Genomic DNA, 21038 nt, shown 5'->3' with positions numbered 1-21038 from the left:
GCTTCGCCGCGAGCTTAGTGGCTCACACAGGCCGTGCCTTCAGCGTGGATCGAGCACCACCCACACCGTGACCGCGCCGGAGGGGTCGGCGTCGTGCACGCCCCAGGCCCGGGAGAGCGAGGTGATGATGGTGAGCCCGCGCCCGCCGCGTGCGGTGACGGACGGGGATCCGGCGCGTGGCCGGGTCGGACCGCCACCGTCCGTGACCGAGATGGTGATCTCACCATCGGCGTCCTGAGCCCAGGAGGCCCGGACGTGGTGGCCGTCGCCCAACGGACGGGCATGTCGATATGAATTACTGAGCAGTTCGGAAAGGATCAGTACGGCATCGTCAATGACCGTTTCCGGTGCGCCATTGTCAAACAATTCCGATCGCATACGCCGCCTGGCCGTCCCGACCCCGCCGGGGCCGTGGAGTACGGACATGGACGACGACGTCGGTACCTGCTGTGTCACCACCAACGCCACCCCCGAGACCTCCTTTGCCCCACGCCATGGAGGGGATGCCCCCGGGACGGAAAGCGGAAACCGGCCATGACACATCTGTTGACGTACTCGTAATGATCGGATACGAAGCGAATGCGCCGGTGCACTCCCTGTCAGGCTCTGGTCAACTCATGCGCGCCAGCTGATCACGCACCGTACGCGGCCGGTTGGTGATGATGGCGTCCACCCCGAGCCGTGCACACAGCTCGACATCCGCCGGCTCGTCCACCGTCCACACATGCACCTGATGCCCGGCGCGGTGCGCCCGCGCCACATAGCCGGGGTCGCGGCGCAGGATCCGGATGCCGGGGCCGGCGATCGCGGCGGCGGCCGGCAGCCGGCCGGTGCGGTTCCTGGGCAGCAGGAACTGCATCAGAAAGACGGTGGGCAGCTGCGGTGCCCGCTTGCGCACCCGGGACAGGGAGCGGGCGGAGAAGCTCATGACGCGTACGTCGCCGGGCAGCGGGTGCGCCGCGAGTACGTCCAGCAGCCGCTCCTCGACCCGCCCGGCCCAGCGGGTGGGGTGCTTGGTCTCGATGGCCAGCCCGATCGGCCGGCCGGCCTCGGCGACCAGCCGCAGCAGGCGCTCCAGGGTGAGCACGGTGGTGCGTTCCGGGTCGGCGGCGTCGGGGGTCTCGGCGCCGCCGGAGGGGGTCATCCAGGAGCCGAAGTCGAGTTCGCCCAGCTGGGCCAGCTCCATGGTGGACACGGCGCCGCGGCCGTTGGAGGTGCGGTTGACCCGCCGGTCGTGCACACACACCAAATGGCCGTCCGCGGTCATCCGGACATCGCATTCGAGGGCGTCCGCGCCGTCCTCGATGGCCTTGCGGTAGGCGGCCAGGGTGTGCTCGGGGGCGTCCTCGGAGGAGCCCCGGTGCGCGATCACCTGAATCCGGTGGGGTGCGGGTTCCATCGGCTCATCCTGTCATGCACCGCGTTTACGTCCCGCTGACAGACACTGGGCAAGACTGCCCGCACTGCCCCGTACCACCCTGCCCGCTCGTGCACCCGAGGAGACAGCTGTGAGCACCGAGAAGGAGGGCCTGGCTCAGCCGGAGGAGCGGCCCATCCCTGCCCCGCCGGCGGTCACGCCCGACGAGCCCCCGTCCGCCGCACCCGCACCGGCGCCCGCCGCAGCCGCACCCGCGCCGCCGGTCGCCGCCGCAGTGCCGCCGGCCCCCGCGCCGCCGCCCGCGCCCGCGGCTGCTCCGGCCGGGCCGCCGGTGGGAGCACCGGCGCCCGCCGCGCCGCCCGCTCCCGCGACGGCGCCGCTGCCGACCCTGGCGGGTGCCGGCGCGGACGCCCCGCCGCCGCCCGCGGCTGCTCCGGCCGGGCCGCCGACCGGCACCTTCGGCGGCCCGGTGGATCCGGTCGGCCCGCCGGCCGCGCCGCCGGACGCCCCGTGGACGGCGTTCGGGGCCACCCCGCCGCCGAAGAAGCGGCGCTCCGGCCTGATCGCGGCCGTGGTCGCCGCCACCCTGCTGGCGGGCGGCGTCGGCGGAGGCGTCGGCTATCTGGTGGCCGACCGCGACTCCTCCACCACCAGCTCCGCGTCGACCGCCCCCGGCACCGGTGACAACACCGTCGCCCGCCCGCCGGAGTCGGTGGCGGGGATAGCGGAAGCGGCGCTGCCCAGCGTGGTGACGATCGAGGCGCAGAGCTCCACCGAGGGCGGCACCGGCACCGGCTTCGTCTACGACGAGGAAGGGCACATCCTCACCAACAACCACGTGGTGGCCACGGCCGCCGACGGCGGCACGCTGACGGTCACCTTCTCGGACGGCGCGAGCTACCAGGCGGAGGTCGTCGGCCGGGCCGAGGGGTACGACGTGGCGGTGCTGCGGCTGCTGGACGCCGGGGACCGGGAGCTGAAGCCGCTGCCGGTGGGCGACTCGGACGCGGTGGCGGTCGGCGACGCGACGATCGCGATCGGCGCCCCGTTCGGCCTGTCCGGCACGGTCACCACCGGCATCGTGAGCGCGAAGAACCGTCCGGTGGCGTCCTCGGACGGCCAGGGCGGCAATGCCTCCTACATGAGCGCGCTACAGACCGACGCCTCGATCAACCCGGGCAACTCCGGCGGCCCGCTGCTGAACGGCGACGGCCAGGTCATCGGCGTCAACTCGGCGATCCAGTCGACCCCCGGCAGTGGCATGGGCGGCGGCCAGGCGGGCAGTATCGGTCTCGGATTCGCGATTCCGATCAACCAGGCCCAGCGGGTCGCCCAGGATCTGATCGACAACGGTCAGCCGGTGTACGCGATCATCGGCGCCTCGGTGGAGATGCGCGGCGACACCCCCGGCGCCAAGATCTCCGACAGCAGTGGCCCTTCGGGTGACAGCGCGATCACCCCGAACGGCCCGGCCGCCGCGGCCGGCCTCCAGGCGGGCGATGTGATCACCCGTTTCGGCGACCGGGTGATCGACGGCGGCCCGACCCTGATCAGCGAGATCTGGACGTACAAGCCGGGTGACACCGTCTCGGTCACCTACCAGCGCAACGGCCAGGAGCGCACCGCCGACATCGTCCTGGGCGAACGGGTGGGCGACGCGTAACACCACCCCACCCACCGCGAGCCGTTACCCTTACTCCTGCCGTCCCGACCGACGGCGCAGGAGACTTGCCCGAGCGGCCTAAGGGAACGGTCTTGAAAACCGTCGTGGCAGCGATGTCACCGTGGGTTCAAATCCCACAGTCTCCGCCAGGGGTACCGCCGGGGCTGGAACGGTCGTTCCAGCCCGGTGGTGCCCCTGACGTGTGCCCGGGAGTGATCGTTTTGGGTAACTGGAATGCTTCATTCCGTAAGTTTTCTGGTCTTTGTGATGCACGATGGGGTCCCGTTGTTCGTTGGGAGGGGCAGAGGGCACACAACGCGCCTTCGCCGCCGACGAGTTGAGAGGACCGGCAGGTCTGTGCACACAGGAGGGGAACCGGTGACCGAAGGATCTCGCGCCCCGTTGGCGGGGGTGGTGCCGCTGCCGGCCGACTTCCGGGCGTTCCACCAGATGTACCGGCCCGCCTATGTGCGCTGGGCCGAGCTGTATCTGGGCACGCGGGCCGACGCCGAGGAGGTGGTGGACGCCGCCTTCGAGCAGCTCGCCGCCGACTGGGGCGAGGCGCTGCGGCTCGACAGCCCCGCCGGGTACGCCTGGGGCATTCTCAGGACCCGCACCCTGGAGGCCGCCGGGGCCCGCGCCGGGCATCCGGTGGGCCTGGAGAGCGCCGCCTTCGAGACCGAGGCGCTGCGGAACGCCGTCGATCCGGTCGGCGAGCTGGCGGAGAGCCTCAGCATCTACCGCGCCATCCGGGAGCTCCCCGAACGGCAGCATGATGTGATCGTCCTGTTGTATTGCCTTGGTTACGGTGTCCGGGAGACGGCCGATGTCCTGGGCATCAGCGAGCCCGGCGTCCGCTCCACCGCCCGCTACGCCCGCCGGCGGCTGAAGGAAGCGCTCGGCCTGGAACAGGAAGGGGGCAGCGGTGACCTCGCCGATTGACCGGATGCTGGCCAAGGCCACGGTCGTCCCCCGCCCGTACACCGAGGCCGAGCTGGACGCCGCCGAACTGCGGCTGGCCGCCCGCATCACCCACCGCATGCTGTTCGGCGCGCTGCACTTCGACGACGAGATCCGCTCGGTACGGGGCGAGGCGCTGCCGCCGCGCCGGGCGCGGATCGACGCCGAGGCCGCCGGGCACCTGGAAGTCCTGTGCCGCACCGTCATCGAACGCGACGGCGCGCTCCAGCACATGTCCGCCTTTCTCGGCCGGCGCATTCCGCATCCGGACGGCGCGCGGGTGCTGGGCTGCGTACTCCAGCTGGCCGGGCGCGAGGACAGCGCGCGCTTTTGGTGGCAGTTCGCCGCCGGTGCCGGGGACGGCGCCGCCGCGTACTGCCTCTATCTGCACCACCTCACCCTCGGCGAGGTGTGGGAGGCGCGGCTGTGGCGCGGCCAGGCCGCCGAGGGCGCGGCCGAGTGCGGCGAGTGCGGCGAGTGTGCGGAGAGCGGCGGCGCCACCACCGATCTGGTGCTGCGGATGCTGGGCCTGCTGCGCGGCAACCGGCACTGTCTGACGGCCGCCGCCAGCGCCGTACTGCGGTACGTGCCCGGCGCCGTGCACTTCGTCGACGAAATCGAACTACCGCTTCCCGCAGTCGATTTCGCCCAGCGAATCGAAGAATTGACCACCTCCGCCTGAGGCGATTCAGCCTTACGTGGCGGCCGAAGACGTTTATCGCGAGATCGTCATTCGTGCGAGCGAATGACGCGGTGGAATGCGAATGCCCGGGTTGGCGCTGGGCAACTCTGGTTTCGCGACGTCGTGCTCAACCACCACTTCGGTTCCACTGGAGGAATTCCATGGCAAGCATCCGCACCGCTCGTGTCATCGCCGTAGCCGCCTCCGTCCCGCTGGCGATCGGTCTGCTCGGTGGCACCGCCCACGCCGTCGTCGGTGACAGTGGCGCCCTGGCGGGCGTCGCCTCGGACGCCACCGCGATCAGCAGCGTCGGCAGCGGCGTCGGCGGCATCAACACCGGCAACTCCGGCACCATCCAGCAGGGTGCCACCGGAACCGGCGCGACCAACCAGAGCAACGCCGCCCAGGTGAAGGACGCGGGCTTCGTGGTCATCGACCAGGACACCACGAACTTCCAGGTGATCTTCTCCCCCCTGTGGTGAACCGTCGGGCCCACTGAGCCGGACCCCGGGACCATCGGTCCTCCGGGGAGCGACATCAGAGGGTGACCGGGCAGGGGCAGGCCGTGCGGCCGTACCGGAAGGTACGGCCGCACGGTCGTTCCCGGGCGTCATCCCGTCATCCCGATCACCAGGGAGATCCCTGATGAATCCCTGATGACCCCTGAGGAGGCACCGTCCGCTCCTCCACCCCAGGGAGGTGTCACCAGCACCACCTCTACTCCCTGGGGGGGATACCCCATCGCGACCTGTGGCCGATCCGGGGAGGGGGTGCCGCCGCCTACGTTGGATTCCATGACCACGCCCAGGACGGCCCAGCCGGGGACGCCACTGACCTTCACCTCCTATGTGCAGGCACGCGGCCCCGTGCTGCTGCGTACGGCCCGCTCGCTGACCGCCAACCCCAGTGACGCCGAGGACCTGCTCCAGACCGCGCTCACCAAGACCTATGTGGCGTGGGAGAACATCGAGGACCACCGCGCCCTGGACGGCTACGTCCGCCGCGCGCTCGTGAACACCCGCACCTCGCAGTGGCGCAAGCGCCGCGTCGACGAGTACGCCGTCGACGAGCTGCCCGAGCCCGACCCGCTGCCGGAGCCCGACCCGGCCGAGCAGCAGGCGATACGCGAGGCCATGTGGCAGGCCGTCCGCAAGCTGCCCGAGCGGCAGCGCGCCATGGTCGTCCTGCGGTACTACGAAGACTTCAGCGAGGCCGCCACCGCCGAACTGCTCGGGGTCTCGGTCGGCACCGTCAAGAGCGCCGTCTCCCGCGCGCTGGCCAAGCTCCGCGAGGACACCGAACTGCTCGCGGTCACCCGCCCCCAGGTACTCGCCGCCTGACCCGGGCCCCGCGTCTGCACCACATGGTGCAGCGGGCCGGGCCGACGACACCGTTCGGTGTACGACCGGATGTCCTCATCGGGACGACGCGGTCGCCGCCGCTCCTCCGTACGTTCTGGATCACCGGAACGACACCGAGGAGAACGGCATGACGACGACACACACGGCCCCGGCCGCGGGGGTACGGGCTCCCCTCACCCTGATCGGCATCGGGGCCCTGGCGATGGCCGCGGTGGAGACGCTCAACCCCCAGTACAGCCTGGTGAGCGAGACCCTCAGCCGCTATGTGCACGGCACCGCCGGCTGGCTGCTCCCGGCCGCGCTGCTGGCCGTCGGCGCCGCCTCCGCGGCCCTCACGGTACGGCTCGGCCCCGGGGCCCGGCGGGCGAGCAGGGCCGCACTCATGGTGTGGACGGCCGGCCTGCTGGTGGCGGCCCTCTTCCCGGCGGACCCGCCCGGCCACTGGAGTCACCCCTCGCTCGCCGAACTCGTCCACGGCAATGCCGCCTTCCTCGCCTTCGCCGCCCTGCCCACCGCCGCCGTGCTGCTCCGCGGAACGCTCGCGGCCCGGCGGCCCGGCCTGCGCACGGCCCTGACCGCCTGTGCGGTGGCCTCCGTCACGACGACGGCGGTCTTCGCGGTCTTTCTGATCGACGTGATGAACGGCGGCCCGTCGCTGGGGATGGGCGGTGCCCCCACGCTCATCGGTCTCGTCGAGCGCCTGGTGCTGGTGGCCGACTTCGGGTGGGTGGCGCTCGCCCTGGCGGCGGCGGGCCCGGGCCACGGGCCGGGGCAGGGGCCGGGGCCGGGGCAGGACCGTCGTGCATGATCGGCCCATGGACCGACCCGCCGCCCCCGCTCCCGCCGGCCCCCGCGCGGTCCGGCCCAGCGACGCGCTCCTGGCGGTCGGCACCGCCGTCGCCGTCCTGGCCGGCACCGCCCGGCTCGGCGCGCGGCTGGACTACGCGGGAGCCGTGCCGCTCGCCCTGTGGCTGGGGCTGCTCCTGCCGGCGCGCCGCCGGTGGCCGCTCACCGTACTGCTGCTGAGCGTGCAGGCCGTCATCGTCCTGCGTACCTCCGGGCTCACCGACGCCGGCTGGGTGTGGCCGGCCTCCGCCGCGTACGCTGTCCTGGCCGCCGACGACCGGCCCGGCCGCCCCGGCCTGCCGTGGGCCGCCGGGATCGGCCTGACCGAACTGGCCTTCGCCGCGACCTGGGAGACCACGGCCGGCGGCGCCACCCCGCGCGAAGCCCTCGGCTCCCTGGGCGCCGAGGCCCTGTGGCTGGCGGTGCTCCTCGCCGCCGCGACCGCCTACCGCGACCGGCTGCGCTGGCGCGCCGAACGGGACGAGCGCCTGCTGCGCGCCGCCCGCGAACGCGAGCTGGAGGCCGGCCGGCGGATCGCCGAGGCCCGGCTGGACATCGCCCGCGAACTGCACGACGTCGTCGGCCACACCCTCACCGTCGTCGGACTCCACCTCCGGGTCGCGGCCGAGGCACTCGACGACTCACCTCGGGAGGCACGGGCCGCGCTCGCCACCGCCCAGCAGGTCCGTACCGAGGCCGTACGGGACCTGCGCGCGCTGGTCCATGTGCTGCGCGCACCGGGCGAGGACCCGCAGGCTCCCGCCGCCGGGGTCCCCGAGGTCGTCTCGCTCGTCGAACGGATGCGATCGGCGGCGCTGGACATCCGGCTGGAGACGTCCGGCGACCTCGGCGCCGTTCCCGCACCGGTCTCCCTCGCCGTCCACCGGATCGTCCAGGAGGCCCTCACCAACACCGTCCGGCACGCGGGCGCGGCACGGGCCGAGGTGACCATCCGGTACGGCGACGGGCGGGTGGAGGTGACCCTCACCGATGACGGTCGGACCCCGGCGCAGGCATCGCAGGCATCGCAGGCATCCGGGGCATCGGGGGTGGCCGGCCACGGGGTGCGCGGCATGAGCGAGCGGGTCCTGGCGCTCGGCGGCGACTTCTTCGCCGGACCGCGCCACGAGAACGACGGATGGGTCGTGCGAGCCGCCATCCCCGTGCCAGGCTTCCGGCCATGACGATCAAGGTGCTCCTCGCCGACGACCAGGCCCTGGTACGGGCCGGGTTCGGCAGCCTCCTCGCCCGCGCCGAGGGCATCGAGGTCGTCGGCGAGGCGGGCACGGGCGACGAGGCGGTCCGTACGGCCCGCGCCGTCCGCCCCGATGTCGTCCTCATGGACATCCGCATGCCCGGCACGGACGGCCTCACCGCCACCCGAACGATCACCGAAGACCCAGGACTGACCGGCTGCCGCGTCATCGTCCTCACCACCTTCGAGACCGACGAGTACGTCTTCGCGGCCCTGCGGGCCGGCGCGAGCGGCTTCCTCACCAAGGAGATCGAACCGGACGACCTGCGCCGGGCCGTCCGTTCGGTGGCGGCCGGCGACGCGCTGCTCTCGCCGAGCGTGACCCGACGGGTGATCGAGCAGTTCGCCCACCGCCCGGCGGCCCCCACCGAGACCGCCGGGCGGCTCGCCGTGCTCACCGCCCGGGAGCTGGAGGTGACCCGCCTGATCGCGACCGGCCTGTCCAACGACCGGATCGCCGCCCAGCTGTTCATCAGCCCGCTCACCGCCAAGACCCACGTCACCCGCGCGATCGCCAAGCTCGGCGTCCGCGACCGCGTCCAACTGGTGATCCTGGCCTACGAGACGGGCCTGGTCCGGCCCGGCGGCTGACGCCCCGGCGAGCAGCGGGCCGGGAGGTGCCGGGAGGTGCCGGGAGGTGGTGACAGACCGCGCCGGCGCTGCCAGACTGCCGAGGCGTCAGATCGTCACTCAAAGTGACCTCGGGAGGCTTCGGTGTTCAGCACGATGCAGGACGTACCCCTCACCGTCGCGCGCATCCTGCGCCACGGCAGCACGATCCACGCGAAGTCGACGGTCACCACCTGGACCGGTGACCCGGCCGCGCCCCACCGCCGTACGTTCGCCGGGATCGGCACGCGGGCCGCCCAGCTCGCGCACGCGCTGCGCGACCTCGGCGTCCGCCCCGGACAGCCGGCCGGCACCCTCATGTGGAACAACGCGGAGCACGTCGAGGCGTACTTCGCGCTCCCCGCCATGGGCGCCGTGCTGCACACCCTCAACCTGCGGCTGCCCGCCCACCAACTGCGCTTCATCATCCAGCACGCCGACGACCGGGTGATCATCGTCAATGGCACGTTGCTGCCGCTGCTCGCCCCGCTGCTGCCCGATCTCGACCGGGTCGAGCACATCGTGGTCAGCGGCCCCGGCGACACCTCGCTGCTGGCCGGCGCCCGGGCCGGTACCCGTATCCACGACTACGAGGAGCTGATCGCCGGCCGCCCCACCACGTACGACTGGCCCGAGCCGGACGAACGCGCCGCCGCCGCCCTGTGCTACACCTCCGGCACCACCGGCGACCCCAAGGGCACCGTCTACTCGCACCGTTCCATCTATCTGCACTCCATGCAGATCAACATGGCCGAGTCCATGGCCTTCACCGCCGGCGACACCACACTCCCGATCGTCCCGATGTTCCACGTGCTGTCCTGGGGCCTGCCGCACGCCGCGCTGCTCTCCGGGGTCAACCTGCTGCTGCCCGACCGGTTTCTGCAACCCGGCCCGCTCGCCGACATGATCGCCGCCGAACGCCCCCGGCACGCCGCCGCCGTCCCCACCCTCTTCCAGGGCCTGCTGCACGAACTCGCCGAACGCCCCCGCGACATCTCCGCCCTCGAAACCGTCACCATCGGCGGCGCCACCTGCCCCGAGTCCCTGATGCGCGCCCTCGACGAGCGGCACGGGGTCCGCGTCGCCCACGCCTGGGGCATGACCGAGACCTCCCCCATGGGCACCACCTCCGGCCCGCCGCCCGGCCTCACCCCCGAGGAGGAATGGCCCTACCGGCTCAGCCAGGGCCGCTTCCCGGCCGGCGTCGAGGCCCGGCTGATCGGCCCGGACGGCGCCGAGATGCCCTGGGACGGTACGGCGGCGGGCGAGCTGGAAGTACGCGGCCCCTGGATCGCCGGCGGCTACTACGGGGGCGCGGGCGCCACCGAACCCGACCGCCCGGCGGACCGGTTCAGCCCGGACGGCTGGCTGCGCACCGGCGATGTCGGCACGATCACGCCCGACGGCTACCTCACCCTGACCGACCGCGCCAAGGATGTGATCAAGTCCGGCGGTGAGTGGATCTCCTCGGTGGCGCTGGAGGGCCTGCTGATGGGCCACCCGGCGGTACGGGAGGCGGCGGTGGTCGCCGTACCCGACGAGCGGTGGGGCGAACGCCCGCTGGCCTGCGTCGTACCCGGCGCCAGGGCCGGCGGAGTGGACTACGCCGGGCTGCGGGACTTCCTCGCCGAACGCGGCATCGCCCGCTGGCAGCTCCCCGAACACTGGACCACCATCGAGGAGGTGCCCAAGACCAGCGTCGGCAAGTACGACAAAAAGGTGCTGCGGGCCCGGCACGCGGCCGGCGAACTCACCGTCACCACCCTCGTACCGGCCCCGCGTCAGTGAGCCCCGATCTTCGTCAGCAGATCCACGATCCTGCCCTGCACCTCGGGATGGGTCGAGCGCTCCGCCAGGAACAGCACCGTCTCGCCCGACGCCAGCTGCGGCAGCCGCTCCGGATCCATCTCGGCCGCCGTGTAGACCACGAACGGGGTACGGCTCAGCAGCCCGTTGATCCGCAGCCAGTCGATGATGCCGGCCCGGCGGCGGCGCACCTGGTTCAGGTCCATCACCACCAGGTTCGGCCGGATCTGGGCCGCCACCTCCATCGCCTCGGCGTCGGAGACGGCGTGCGCCGCCTGCATGCCGCGCCGCTCCAGCGACATGGCCAGCGCCTGGGCGATGGCCGGCTGCTCCTCCACCAGCAGCACGCGCGGCGGATGCTGCTCGCTGTCGCGCGGCGCCAGGGCCTTGAGCAGCACGGCCGGGTCGGCGCCGTACGCGGCCTCCCGGCTGGCCTGGCCCAGGCCGGCCGTGACCAGCACCGGCACCTCGGCGGCCACCGCCGCCTGGCGCAGTGACTGGAGCGCGGTCCGGGTGATCGGACCGGTGAGCGGGTCGACGAACAGCGCGGCCGGGTAGGCGGCGATCTGCGCGTCGACCTCCTCGCGGGAGTGCACCAGCACCGGGCGGTAGCCGCGCTCGGTCAGCGCCTGCTGGGTGGAGACGTCGGGCTCCGGCCACACCAGCAGCCGGCGCGGGTTGTCCAGCGGCTCGGGCGGCAGCTCGTCGTCGGCCGGGGCGGGCACCCGGGCGGCGGCGCCGGGGCGGCCCTCGGTGACCTCCACCGCGCCGCCGGGGCCGTCCAGCGGCTCCGGGCCCTCGGCGGCGCCGGCCGCCGGGGCGCTGATGGCGAACTCCCGGCCGCCACCGGTGACGTTCTGCGCGGCCTGCCGGGCGGCGCCGACCGCGCGCGCCTCGGGCGCCGGGGCCGGCCCGGCGGCGGTGGGCGGTGGCGCGGTCTCCGCCGGCGGGGCGGCGAGCTTACGGCGGCGGCCGGGATGCGCGGCCGTCCCCGGGCCGGTGCCGGTGCCCTGCGGCGGGGTGTGCAACGGAACGCCCTGGCCCAGGGTCTGCACGCTCACGGCCGAACGGGCGTCGGGCTTGCCGCCCCGGTCGCTGCCGGGCATCGGCAGGGCGCGGGGCTGGCGTACCGGCAGGGCGTGCTGCGGCGCGCTGCCGTCCAGGATGGGGCTGGCCGCCACCACCGAGTGCTCGACCGGCTGCGGCTCCGGCTCGGGCTCCGGCACGGGCACCGGCTCGGGTGCGGGCGCCGGGGCCTGCGGTGACTCACCCGGGTTGGCCCGCCGCCGGCGCCCGGTCGGCGCCTCGCCGTCCGTCCCGGTCGACTGCTGCGGAATCTCCGGCTCGACACCGGCGGCCGGCGCCGAGGCCGGAGCCGGCGCCAGCGCGCGCCGCCGCCGGCCACCCAGCGTGCCGCCGCCCTGCGTATCGGTCTCGTCGGCCACCGGCTCGGGACCGGGACCCGCCGTCGGCCCGGGCGGCAGCGCCAGCGCCTCCCCCTGCCGCCGGCGCCGCCCACTGGGCGCCTCGCCGCCGCCACCGTCCGCCGCCGCCTCCGGCTTCCGCTTCCCCTGCGTGCCACGCGCCGGCTGCGCCGGCACCGGCATCACCGTCGTGTCACCACCGGCGTCCCGGCCGGCCCCCACCCCCGTACCCACCGCGAGCGGCGCCCCCGGGTCGCCGCCGGCGACCGGCACCTCCAGCACATACGCGCTGCCGCCCGCCCCCGGCACCTCATGCGTCTGAAGCACCCCGCCGTGCTGCCGCACGATGCCGCGCACGATCGGCTCGTGCACCGCGCCGCCGCCCGGCCGGGGCCCCCGTACCTCGATCCGTACGACATCCCCGCGCTGCGCCGCCGCCACCACGATCGTGGCGTCCCCGCCACCACCCCGGCCGGTGGCGTCCACCCCGGCCACATCGGCGATCAGATGGGCCAGCGCCTGCGCCAGCCGCTCCGGGTCCACCTCGGCGTCGATCGGCGGCGCGTGCACCGCGAACTGCACCCGGCCGGGCCCGATCAGCTCGGTCGCGCCCTCCACCCCGGCCGCCACCACCTCGTCCAGCGACACCTTCTCCAGGGCGAGCTTCTCGCCGCCCTCGTCGAGCCGCTGGTAGCTGAGCACATTGTCGACCAGCGTGGTCATCCGGGCGTAGCCGGCGGCCAGATGGTGCAGCAGCTGATTGGCCTCCGGCCACAGCTGGCCGGCCGGATCGGCGGCGAGTGTGGTGAGTTCGTCGCGCAGCTGCTCCAGCGGGCCGCGCAGGCTCTCACTCAGCACGGACTGGAGCTGTACGTGGCGGGCCGCCAGCGCGTCGTACGGGCGCCGGTCGGTGAAGGTGAGCACCGCGCCCACCAGCTGCTGCCCGTCCCGTACCGGCGCGGTGGTGAGATCCACCGGCACGGCGCGGCCGTCCTTGGTCCACAGCACCCGGCCGCGCACCCGGTGCTTGCGCCCGGAGTGCAGGGTGTCGTGCAGCGGGGTCTCCTCGTACGGCAGCGGGCTGCCGTCCGCGCGCGAGTGCTGGATGAGGGGGTGCAGTTCCTGGCCGCCGAGCTGACTGGCGCGGTGCCCCAGGATCTGGGCGGCGGCGGGGTTGACGAGCACGATGCGGCCGGCCGTGTCCACGCCGACCACGCCCTCGGAGGCGGCGCGCAGGATCATCTCGGTCTGCCGCTGCTGGCGGACGAGTTCGGCCTCGGTGTCCAGGGTGCCGGACAGATCCCGCACCACGAGAACGAGCAGTTCCTCGCCCGAGTAGTCGTCGGCGAAGGCGGCTTCGACGGCCGAGGCGTAGTGCGCGTGCCGGTTGTTGAGCCCGGCGCTGGTCACCTCGACCGGCAACTCGACGCCGTCGGTGCGCCGCGCGACCATGCGGGTCGGCTTGGTGCGGGCGGTGGGGTCCTCTTCGGGGCGGCGCATGGAGCCCGGGATACGGCGCGGATCGAAGTCCGGGACGATGTCGAGCAGCCCGCGCCCGATGAGGGGTGCGCCGGGGACCTCAAGGGTCTCCATGGCGATGGCGTTGGCGTTGACGACGGTGCCGTTGCCGTTGACGAGCAACAGGGCGTCCGGCAGTGCGTCGAGTATGGCGGCGAGGCGAGCAGCGCCTCTCGCTGGCCTGCTGCTCACGACGTCGTTCCTCCCAAGCCCGTGCCAGTCGTCAGGGGGGAGTCTACGGCCAGCGGTCCCCGGCGCGGTGGTGTGTTCGTGGAAGCGCTGTTCAGGAGTGGTCACCGACGCTGGGCAGCGCGGGAACGAGCGCGTCCCAGCGGGCGATCTCGCAGCCGTCCTTCCGGCTGAACTCGGCGGCCACGGGGCGGCCGTCCCACACCCCTTCGACCCGGGCGGTGGCGGGCCCGCCGTAGACGCGGGTGCACATCGTCCCCTCCGCGGTCCCGGCGAACGGCGTCTCGGCCGCCTCGATGGCGGCACACGCGTCGGCGGCCCGCGGATGATCCCCGCCGGCCGGCGCACAGCTGAGCCGGTGCACACCGTCGGCGGCGCCGAGATCGCGGACGGTGATGGTGAGCTCGTGGGCGGCGGGCACGGGGGCCGGCGCGGGCTGGCCGGCACCGGCGAGCGCGGCGAGTACGAGGGCGGCAAGGGAACTGCTGTGCATGGGGGTACGCCTCCGGAACGGGACTACGGCGCGGGACGGTTCCGCCCGCCCCCTGCTAACGCCCGCGCGGCCGGTTCGTTGCGGAACCGATTGGCTGAGCCCGCCACGGCTGTGGCATCATGTGCGACGCACAGTGTGCGAGGAGGCTTCGCCTAGTCTGGTCTATGGCGCCGCACTGCTAATGCGGTTTCGGGCAACCCCCGATCCCGGGTTCAAATCCCGGAGCCTCCGCCACAGCCCCGGTCCCCGGACCGGGGCTTTTGGCGTATCCGCCCAGCTCAGCACGCCTGAACGAACGGATTTCCCCCCCGGCCACAGGTCATGTAATGTTGTTCCCGCAAGCCGGTCCGCAAGACCCGCGAGCGCTCGTAGCTTAACGGATAGAGCATCTGACTACGGATCAGAAGGTTGCAGGTTCGAATCCTGCCGAGCGCACACCATGAGGCCCCGTTCCATCACCGGAACGGGGCTTTTCCGTGCGCCGAGACGGTGACCGACAGCCGCGGTGAGGGCCGTCGTACCCCTCATCCGCGGCTGCGCCCCACGAAGCATCGGCGCGGGTGGCACATCACGCCCGGTGCCGGAGCCAGGGACGCCGCTCCGCAGGACCGCTGTCTCCTCCGCCCAGCTGGCCGGATCGCCCTCTTGTGTGCTGTTCGCGCTGATGTCACACAGTTGAGAGGCGGTGATCGCAGCGAAGGGGGCGTCGGATGTCCGTGGCGGGAGGGGAACCGGGGGTGCCATCACCGTGGGCGGTGGAGCGGTTCGGGCGGTCGGCGGCCCGGCTGGTCGTGGCCCTGCCGGAACGGTTGGCCGCCGCTCATGAGAAGGCCCATGCCACGCATCTCACGGCCGGGCTCAAGAAGCGGGGTCCCTATGGGGTGACCCTCGCGGAAGCCGTGCGCGAGGGGCTGGCGGACATGGCGCGGGAACTCGGCGAGCCCGTGCGGGAAGTACTGGGGTACGAGTACGCGGTGATCAACGACCACGCGCTCTTCTCCTACAGGTACGCGGACCGGCCGAGACCGCTCGACCGGGCTCGACTGCCGGCCAACACCTCACCCCTGCGGCGCAGGCTCTTCTGGGCGCACGGGCCGAATCCCCCCGATGCCCTCTTCGACCTCGATGAGGGTCTGGCGACGGAGGAGTACACGCGGCTGCGGGAAACCTTCGAGGAATTGGGCGCGTCGACGAAACTGGTGTGTGTCTTTTTCACCGCCGACGCGGAGAACGGTATCCATGCCATCCACTGGGGACAGTCGCGCCTTGAGCCCGACCGCACTTTCACCTGGCTGCACAGCGAGCAGCTTCCCGTACGAGGACCTGGCCGTGGAGTTGGCCCGGGACTATGAGGGGGTGCGGTTCGAGGACGTCCACCGGGCGGTGCTGCCTCATCTGCCCGGGGCGGGGGCCCGGGTGCTCGATGTGGGGGCGGGGAGTGGCCGGGATGCCGCCGCGCTGGCCGGGCGGGGGTATCGGGTGGTGGCGGTGGAGCCGAGCGCCGCGTTGCGGGGGATCGGGGAGGAGTTGCATCCGGGTCTCGGCATCCGGTGGGCCGATGCCGCCCTGCCCGAGGTCGCGGGGGTGAACGGGGTCTTCGATCTGGTGCTGCTCTCCGCGGTGTGGATGCACCTCGATGAGAGTGAGCGGCCGGTGGGTATGGCACGGTTGCGGGAGTTGGCCCTCGAGCCGGGCGGGAAGGTGGTCATCACGCTCCGGCACGGGCCGCCGCCCGCGGGTCGGCGGATGTTCGAGGTGTCGGCCGGGGAGACGATCGCTTTGGCGGAGGAGTACGGGTTGGCTCCGGTGCACCGCAGCGGGGGTCAGGACCGGATGGGCAGGGCGCTGGTGCGCTGGGACACCCTGGTGTTCGAGGTGGTTCGGTGAGCGGGTTCTTCGAACTGGAGCGCTCGGTTCGCGCGTGCTTCCGGATGGCCGTGCTGATGGGGGCGAACTCCCGTACGTACAAGTTCGCGTTCGCCGAGTCGTTGCTGGACTTCGCGGGTGCGGGACGGGAGGCGGTGCCGTTGCGTGAGTTCGTGGTGCCGTATGCCATGACGCTCGCCCACCGGGAGGTGTCCGGGGCCGCTCACGCGCCGGCCGGGGTCCGGAAGGGGGCGTCCGACTTTCTGGAGGTGCTGAGCCGGACGGCGGCGGCGTCGGTCGCGCTGGGACATCCCGCCGATGAGCTGTGGGACGCCGCGGTGAAGTCGGTGCCGAACATGGTCATGAAGAAATTCCCCAACGTGGGCGGGGAGACCCTGCCGCACCCGCTGTACGAGGTGGTGGGGCACGGGCGGAACCGGATGGTCGTGCTGACCCCCGGGATGCGGGAGGCCGCCGGGGCCGGGCACATCGCCGGGCTGCGGGCGGAGAACCGGGCGCGGCAGGCCATCGTGGAGGCGTCCTTCGACTCCGGTATCGGCCGGGATCTCATGGCCGGCGGGGTGATCGCGGATCTTGGTACGGGGGTGCTGCGGGACCGGCGGCGCCGACGGTCGGTGGCGCGGGTCGACGACGCCGTACGGGGGTTCCAGCACGGCCGGTGCCTGCTGTGCTGGGAGCCGTTGGCCGACGGGGACGAGGTGGACATCGACCACGTCTTCCCGTTCGCGCTGATGGACCGCCGGCGCAGCGTCGGCCCCTGGCGGGGGCCGGATCTCGATGCGGTGTGGAATCTCGCGCCGGCGCACCGGGTCTGCAACGGCAAGAAGTCGGACCGGATGCCCTCGCCGGCGTTGCTGGAGCGGCTGGCGCTGCGCAACGAGGCGATCATCGGGTCGCCGTACCCGCTCAGCCGGGCCGTCCGGCGGGTGCGGGACAGCTGTGGGGGAACGTGGCCGGAGTTGTTCCTTGCGGTGCTGGGCGCGTACGAATGAGTCGGCTTCTCAGCGCAGGGTTTCGGCCAGGGTGTGCCATTCCTGGAGGGGGATCGTGCCTTCTTCGCGGGTGATCACGTTCAGGGCCACGTGGTCGGCGCCTGCCTCGTGGAAGGTGCGGATCTTGGCCGCGATGTCTTCCGCGGTACCCATGGCGAAGAGCGCGTCGATCAGGGGGTCGGAGCCGCCGTTCTCGAAGTCTGCGTCGGTGAAGCCCAGGCGCTTGAGGTTGGTGGTGTAGTTGGGGAGGGCCAGGTAGCGGGCCAGGAAGGCGCGGGCGGTTTCCTGGGCGCGGGGGTTGTCCTCGTCCAGGATGACCTTCAGGTCGGGGGCCAGAAGGGCGTCCTCGCCGAGGGTTTCGCGGGCCTTCGCCGTGTGGGCGGCCGTGACCAGGTAGGGGTGGGCGCCGGCCGAGGCGGTGCGGGCCAGGGTCAGCATGCGGGGGCCGAGGGCGGCCAGGACGCGGTGGTCCCGGGGGACCGGTGGGGTGGCCTCGTCCAGGGCGGTGAGGAAGTCGCGCATCGAGGCGTAGGGCTTCTCGTAGCGCTCGGTGAGGGATTCGTGGCTGACGCCCAGGCCCAGCAGCAGGCGGTCGTCGAAGGCGGCGTTGACGCGGGTGAAAGCCTGGGCGACGTCGGCGGGCTCGTCGTTCCAGATGCTGAGGATGCCGGTGGCCACGATGATGCGGGAGGTGGCTTCCAGCAGGGGAACGGTGTCCCGGACGCGGGGGCTGCCGCCGAGCCAGATCGCGCCGTAGCCCAGCCGGTCCAGCTCGGTGGCGGCCTCGGTGATCAGGGCGCGGCGTTCGGGGTCCTCCGAGCGCAGCACGGGGGTCCAGATGCCGATCCTGCCGATGTTTTCCTTCAGCTGCTTCAGCGTCATGTGCATCAGGGTGCCATCTTCGGGCTCAGCTGATCGTGATTTCGCCGCCTTCCACGTGCACGTTCAGCGGGGTGAGGGGTTCGGTCGCCGGGCCGGACAGCGGTTCGCCGGTGGCCGCGTCGAAGACGGAGTTGTGGAGGTGGCAGCGCAGCTGGGTGCCCTCCGGGGTGACCTTTCCGCCCATGTGGGTACAGACCGGTACGAAGGCCACGGCTTCCGTTTCCGTGGTGCGGTAGAGCAGGGCGTCGTCCCCGCCGGTGGTCCTGGCGGTGACGGCCTCGCCCACGGGGGCGTCCGACGGCTCCGTGGCGGGGTCGTTGCCGGTCGCCGCGCCGCCGCACGCCGCCAGGCACAGTGCGCCCGCCCCGGCCGCCGCACCGGTCAGGATGGTGCGGCGGCCGGGGTGTGCGAGGGGTCTGTCGCTGGGTCTCATGACCCTAGGAACGAACCACGGTCGCTCAGGGTGCCGTCCACTTCTGGGCGGCGTTGCCGGAGCAGTTCGCGATCTGGAGCTGGGTGCCGTTCGCCGGGTTGGCCCAGGGGACGTCCAGGCACTTGTCGGCCGCGATGTTCACGATGTCCCGCGCCCCGCTGATCGCCCAGCGTTGGGTGGCGTTGCCGGTGCAGTCCCACAGGTGGACCTTGGTGCCGTCGCCGGTCTGGCTGTTCACCAGGCTCAGGCATTTGCCCAGGGCGCGCAGGGTGCCGTCGGAGTGGACGGTCCAGCGCTGGGCGGCGGTGCCGTTGCAGTCGTGGATGGCGATGGGGGTGCCGTTGGCCGTGTTCGCGCCGACGACGTCCACGCACTTGCCGGCCAGGCCGGTGATCTGGCCGGTGCGGCCGTCACCGCCGCCCCCGCCTCCGCCGCCGTCGGTCGAGGTCACCGTCACGTAGTCGATGACCATCTGCTGCGGGAAGGTGGTGCTGCCGTCGGGGTAGCCGGGCCATTCGCCGCCGACCGCGAGGTTGAGGATGATGAAGAACGGCTTGTCGAAGACCCACTGCCGGCCGCCCAGGTCCGCCGGGGTGCGGGTCTGGTAGACGACGCCGTCCACCGACCAGGTGATCCGGTTCGGTGACCAGTCCACCGCGAAGGTGTGGAAGTCGTCCGCGAAGGCCCGTCCGCCGGGCAGGGTGTACGAGGCGCCGATGCCGCCGCCGGCCGAGTAGCCGGGGCCGTGCAGGGTGCCGTGTACGGTGCCGGGTTCGCGGCCGATGTTCTCCATGATGTCGATCTCGCCGCTCTGCGGCCAGCCGACCTGCCCGATGTCACTGCCCAGCATCCAGAACGCTGGCCAGATGCCCTGCCCGCGCGGGATCTTGATGCGGGCCTCGACCTTGCCGTAGGTCGTGGTGAACTTTCCGGCCGTGTTCATCCGGGCCGAGGTGTACTGGCAGGTGCCGTACCAACACTGGTAGTTGGCCGGGTTCTCCTTGCGGGCGGTGATGACCAGATTGCCGTTGCCGTCCAGCCGGGCGTTGTTGTTTCCCGCCGTGTAGTACTGGTGCTCGCGGTTGTTGCCGCTGTTGTCGCCGGTCTCCATCTGCCACTTGGAGGAGTCGACCGCCGAGCCGGCCGGGCCGTTGAAGTCGTCGTGGAAGAGGACCGCCGAGGTGGACATGTCGGAGCCGCTGGTGTCCGGTTCCGCGGTCGCCGTCATCGTGGTCAGCGCGGTCCAGCCCAGGGCCAGGGTCAGCGCGCCGGCCAGTAAGCGGCGCGAGGTACGGGCGCGGGTGGGGGTTCCCAGTCTCATGTGCCCATTCCATCGCTGATGGATGGGCATGACAAGGTGTTGGTATAGACCAGACTTAGGGCGAGGTTAAGCCATCCTCAAGGGACCGGACTGTGCCCTTGGGCGGGGTGTTCGCTAGGGTCAGCGGTCATGGCTCACAACCCCCAAGCACCGCAGAACCCGCAGCAGGATCCGGCGGGCAGCACGCAGATGTTCCGCGCTTTCGTCGACGAGGAGCCGCCGCAGCGGCGCGCTCAGCAGTCGGCCTCATCCGGCCCGCGCGTCGGGCTCATTCTGGGCGTCGTGGTGGGTGTCGTCGTGCTGGTCGGCGTGGCCTGGCTCGCGCTCGGCTGATCCCGTCCGTTGCCCGGACCGGCGCCCCGTCGCCGGTCCGGGTGCCTCACTCTTCAGCGGTCAGGCCGTCGCGCAGCTGGGCGAGCGTGCGCGTCAGCAGCCGGGAGACGTGCATCTGCGAGATGCCGACCTCTTCGCCGATCTGAGACTGCGTCATATTGGCGAAGAAACGCAGCATGATGATCCGCCGCTCCCTGGCCGGGAGCTTCGCCAGCAGCGGCTTGAGTGATTCGCGGTACTCCACGCCCTCCAGCGCGCCGTCCTCGTAGCCGAGCCGGTCCGCCAACGAGCCTTCGCCGCCGTCCTCTTCGGGGGCGGGGGAGTCCAGGGAGCTGGCCGTGTAGGCGTTGCCGACGGCGAGTCCGTCGACCACCTCCTCCTCCGAGACGCCCAGGCAGACGGCGAGTTCGGCGACGGTGGGCGAGCGGTCGAGCCGCTGGGCCAGCTCGTCGCTGGCCTTGGTGAGGGCGAGCCGCAGCTCCTGGAGCCGGCGCGGGACCCGTACCGACCACGAGGTGTCGCGGAAGAAGCGCTTGATCTCCCCGACCACGGTGGGCATGGCGAAGGTCGGGAACTCCACGCCGCGTTCGCAGTCGAAGCGGTCGATCGCCTTGATCAGGCCGATGGTGCCGACCTGGACGATGTCCTCCATCGGCTCGTTGCGGCTGCGGAACCGCGCCGCCGCGTACCGCACCAGCGGCAGGTTCAGCTCGATGAGGGTGTCCCGTACATAGCCGCGCTCGGGGCTGTCCTTCTCCAGGGTGGCGAGGCGCTGGAAGAGGGAGCGGGAGAGCGTACGGGTGTCGAGGCCGTCGGTCGGCGGGACGGCGGGGAGCGGTTCGGGTTCCTGCGGCGTGCCGGCTGTGGTGAGCACCTTGGAGCTGCCCAGTTCTACGGACATGCCACCCCCTTGAGGTCGTGGACGGGTCACGGCGGCGCACTTGGTACGAGAAGTGGCGTCACCCTCGTGGATACCGGAGCTGCCGCCACGGCAAACGCGGTTCTA

The 21038-nt window shown here is 72.4% G+C and carries 21 protein-coding genes and 3 tRNA genes; 16 read left to right on the top strand and 8 right to left on the bottom strand.

The genetic code is table 11. The annotated features are described in order from the left end of the window. Window positions 1-39: 39 nt before the first annotated feature. Both AC5WRL_RS26510 and AC5WRL_RS26505 read right to left on the bottom strand, forming a co-directional pair. The gene (locus AC5WRL_RS26510; RefSeq protein WP_496091198.1) at window positions 40-468 is read right to left on the bottom strand and encodes an ATP-binding protein; all 429 of its coding nucleotides are present in this window, start codon (window positions 466-468) and stop codon (window positions 40-42) included. A 142-nt stretch (window positions 469-610) separates the two neighbouring features. Beyond that, complete coding sequence (locus AC5WRL_RS26505; RefSeq protein ID WP_496091197.1) at window positions 611-1399, bottom strand: glycerophosphodiester phosphodiesterase; 789 nt, start codon at window positions 1397-1399, stop codon at window positions 611-613. Between the two features lie 109 nt (window positions 1400-1508). Here AC5WRL_RS26505 and AC5WRL_RS26500 point away from each other — a divergent pair, with 109 nt between their 5' ends. The 10 genes from AC5WRL_RS26500 to AC5WRL_RS26455 all read left to right on the top strand — a co-directional run bounded on the left by AC5WRL_RS26500 (window position 1509) and on the right by AC5WRL_RS26455 (window position 10542). Then, entirely contained in the window at window positions 1509-3041 is a 1533-nt protein-coding gene (locus AC5WRL_RS26500) for a S1C family serine protease (RefSeq protein WP_496091196.1), read from the top strand. Between the two features lie 59 nt (window positions 3042-3100). Beyond that, a tRNA-Ser gene (locus tag AC5WRL_RS26495) sits at window positions 3101-3190 on the top strand. Window positions 3191-3419: 229 nt separating this feature from the next. After that, window positions 3420-3983, top strand: a complete 564-nt coding sequence (locus AC5WRL_RS26490; RefSeq protein ID WP_496091195.1) for a sigma-70 family RNA polymerase sigma factor — start codon at window positions 3420-3422, stop codon at window positions 3981-3983. Then, window positions 3967-4683, top strand: coding sequence for a hypothetical protein (locus tag AC5WRL_RS26485; RefSeq protein ID WP_496091194.1), 717 nt, complete (start codon window positions 3967-3969; stop codon window positions 4681-4683). The genes AC5WRL_RS26490 and AC5WRL_RS26485 overlap by 17 nt, the downstream gene beginning before the upstream one ends. 161 nt (window positions 4684-4844) lie before the next feature. Next, the gene (locus tag AC5WRL_RS26480) at window positions 4845-5165 is read left to right on the top strand and encodes a hypothetical protein (protein WP_496091193.1); all 321 of its coding nucleotides are present in this window, start codon (window positions 4845-4847) and stop codon (window positions 5163-5165) included. A 312-nt stretch (window positions 5166-5477) separates the two neighbouring features. After that, complete coding sequence (locus tag AC5WRL_RS26475) at window positions 5478-6023, top strand: SigE family RNA polymerase sigma factor (protein WP_496091192.1); 546 nt, start codon at window positions 5478-5480, stop codon at window positions 6021-6023. Window positions 6024-6171: 148 nt separating this feature from the next. After that, window positions 6172-6852, top strand: a complete 681-nt coding sequence (locus AC5WRL_RS26470; protein ID WP_496091191.1) for a DUF998 domain-containing protein — start codon at window positions 6172-6174, stop codon at window positions 6850-6852. A 7-nt stretch (window positions 6853-6859) separates the two neighbouring features. Further along, a complete protein-coding gene (locus tag AC5WRL_RS26465; protein ID WP_496091190.1) occupies window positions 6860-8074 on the top strand; it encodes a sensor histidine kinase in 1215 nt (404 codons plus the stop codon). Further along, entirely contained in the window at window positions 8071-8736 is a 666-nt protein-coding gene (locus AC5WRL_RS26460; protein WP_496091189.1) for a response regulator transcription factor, read from the top strand. Before AC5WRL_RS26465 ends, AC5WRL_RS26460 begins: the two co-directional genes overlap by 4 nt. A gap of 123 nt (window positions 8737-8859) precedes the next feature. Continuing rightward, window positions 8860-10542 carry a long-chain fatty acid--CoA ligase gene (locus AC5WRL_RS26455; protein ID WP_496091188.1) on the top strand — a complete coding sequence of 561 codons (1683 nt, stop codon included), beginning with the start codon at window positions 8860-8862 and terminating at the stop codon, window positions 10540-10542. On the opposite strand, the gene AC5WRL_RS26450 is transcribed toward AC5WRL_RS26455, so the two are convergent. Both AC5WRL_RS26450 and AC5WRL_RS26445 read right to left on the bottom strand, forming a co-directional pair. Then, on the bottom strand, window positions 10536-13694 hold the full coding sequence (locus tag AC5WRL_RS26450; protein WP_496091187.1) for a hybrid sensor histidine kinase/response regulator: 3159 nt from the start codon (window positions 13692-13694) through the stop codon (window positions 10536-10538). The genes AC5WRL_RS26455 and AC5WRL_RS26450 overlap by 7 nt on opposite strands. A 91-nt stretch (window positions 13695-13785) precedes the next feature. Further along, window positions 13786-14184 carry an SSI family serine proteinase inhibitor gene (locus AC5WRL_RS26445; RefSeq protein WP_496091186.1) on the bottom strand — a complete coding sequence of 133 codons (399 nt, stop codon included), beginning with the start codon at window positions 14182-14184 and terminating at the stop codon, window positions 13786-13788. A gap of 141 nt (window positions 14185-14325) precedes the next feature. On the opposite strand from AC5WRL_RS26445, the gene AC5WRL_RS26440 reads away from it, so the two are divergent. The 5 genes from AC5WRL_RS26440 (at window position 14326) to AC5WRL_RS26420 (ending at window position 17063) form a co-directional block, all read left to right on the top strand. Continuing rightward, window positions 14326-14418: transfer RNA gene (locus AC5WRL_RS26440), tRNA-Ser, on the top strand. Window positions 14419-14546: 128 nt separating this feature from the next. After that, window positions 14547-14619 (top strand) — tRNA-Arg (locus AC5WRL_RS26435). 302 nt (window positions 14620-14921) lie between these two features. Next, complete coding sequence (locus AC5WRL_RS26430) at window positions 14922-15536, top strand: hypothetical protein (protein ID WP_496091185.1); 615 nt, start codon at window positions 14922-14924, stop codon at window positions 15534-15536. Then, window positions 15514-16071, top strand: a complete 558-nt coding sequence (locus AC5WRL_RS26425) for a class I SAM-dependent methyltransferase (protein WP_496091184.1) — start codon at window positions 15514-15516, stop codon at window positions 16069-16071. The genes AC5WRL_RS26430 and AC5WRL_RS26425 overlap by 23 nt, the downstream gene beginning before the upstream one ends. Continuing rightward, window positions 16068-17063 (top strand): HNH endonuclease, encoded by a 996-nt coding sequence (locus tag AC5WRL_RS26420; protein ID WP_496091183.1) that lies wholly within the window; start codon window positions 16068-16070, stop codon window positions 17061-17063. Before AC5WRL_RS26425 ends, AC5WRL_RS26420 begins: the two co-directional genes overlap by 4 nt. Before the next feature lie 9 nt (window positions 17064-17072). Here the strand turns inward: AC5WRL_RS26420 and AC5WRL_RS26415 are convergent, their stop codons facing one another. The 3 genes from AC5WRL_RS26415 to AC5WRL_RS26405 are packed head-to-tail and all read right to left on the bottom strand — an operon-like array spanning window position 17073 to window position 19699. Further along, window positions 17073-17945 (bottom strand): LLM class F420-dependent oxidoreductase, encoded by an 873-nt coding sequence (locus AC5WRL_RS26415; RefSeq protein WP_496091182.1) that lies wholly within the window; start codon window positions 17943-17945, stop codon window positions 17073-17075. Window positions 17946-17970: 25 nt separating this feature from the next. After that, window positions 17971-18378: a Rieske (2Fe-2S) protein gene (locus tag AC5WRL_RS26410; RefSeq protein WP_496091181.1), complete on the bottom strand. Its 408-nt coding sequence runs from the start codon at window positions 18376-18378 to the stop codon at window positions 17971-17973. A 25-nt stretch (window positions 18379-18403) separates the two neighbouring features. Beyond that, window positions 18404-19699 carry a family 16 glycosylhydrolase gene (locus tag AC5WRL_RS26405; RefSeq protein WP_496091180.1) on the bottom strand — a complete coding sequence of 432 codons (1296 nt, stop codon included), beginning with the start codon at window positions 19697-19699 and terminating at the stop codon, window positions 18404-18406. A gap of 129 nt (window positions 19700-19828) precedes the next feature. Between AC5WRL_RS26405 and AC5WRL_RS26400 the strand changes: the two genes are divergently transcribed. Then, window positions 19829-20032: a hypothetical protein gene (locus AC5WRL_RS26400; RefSeq protein WP_496091179.1), complete on the top strand. Its 204-nt coding sequence runs from the start codon at window positions 19829-19831 to the stop codon at window positions 20030-20032. 46 nt (window positions 20033-20078) lie between these two features. Here AC5WRL_RS26400 and AC5WRL_RS26395 read toward each other — a convergent pair whose 3' ends face one another. After that, window positions 20079-20933, bottom strand: coding sequence for an RNA polymerase sigma factor SigF (locus AC5WRL_RS26395; RefSeq protein ID WP_496091178.1), 855 nt, complete (start codon window positions 20931-20933; stop codon window positions 20079-20081). Window positions 20934-21038: the final 105 nt, after the last annotated feature.

The organism is Streptomyces sp. NTD107, assembly GCF_059510435.1.
This window is presented reverse-complemented; position numbering and strand designations above follow the sequence as displayed.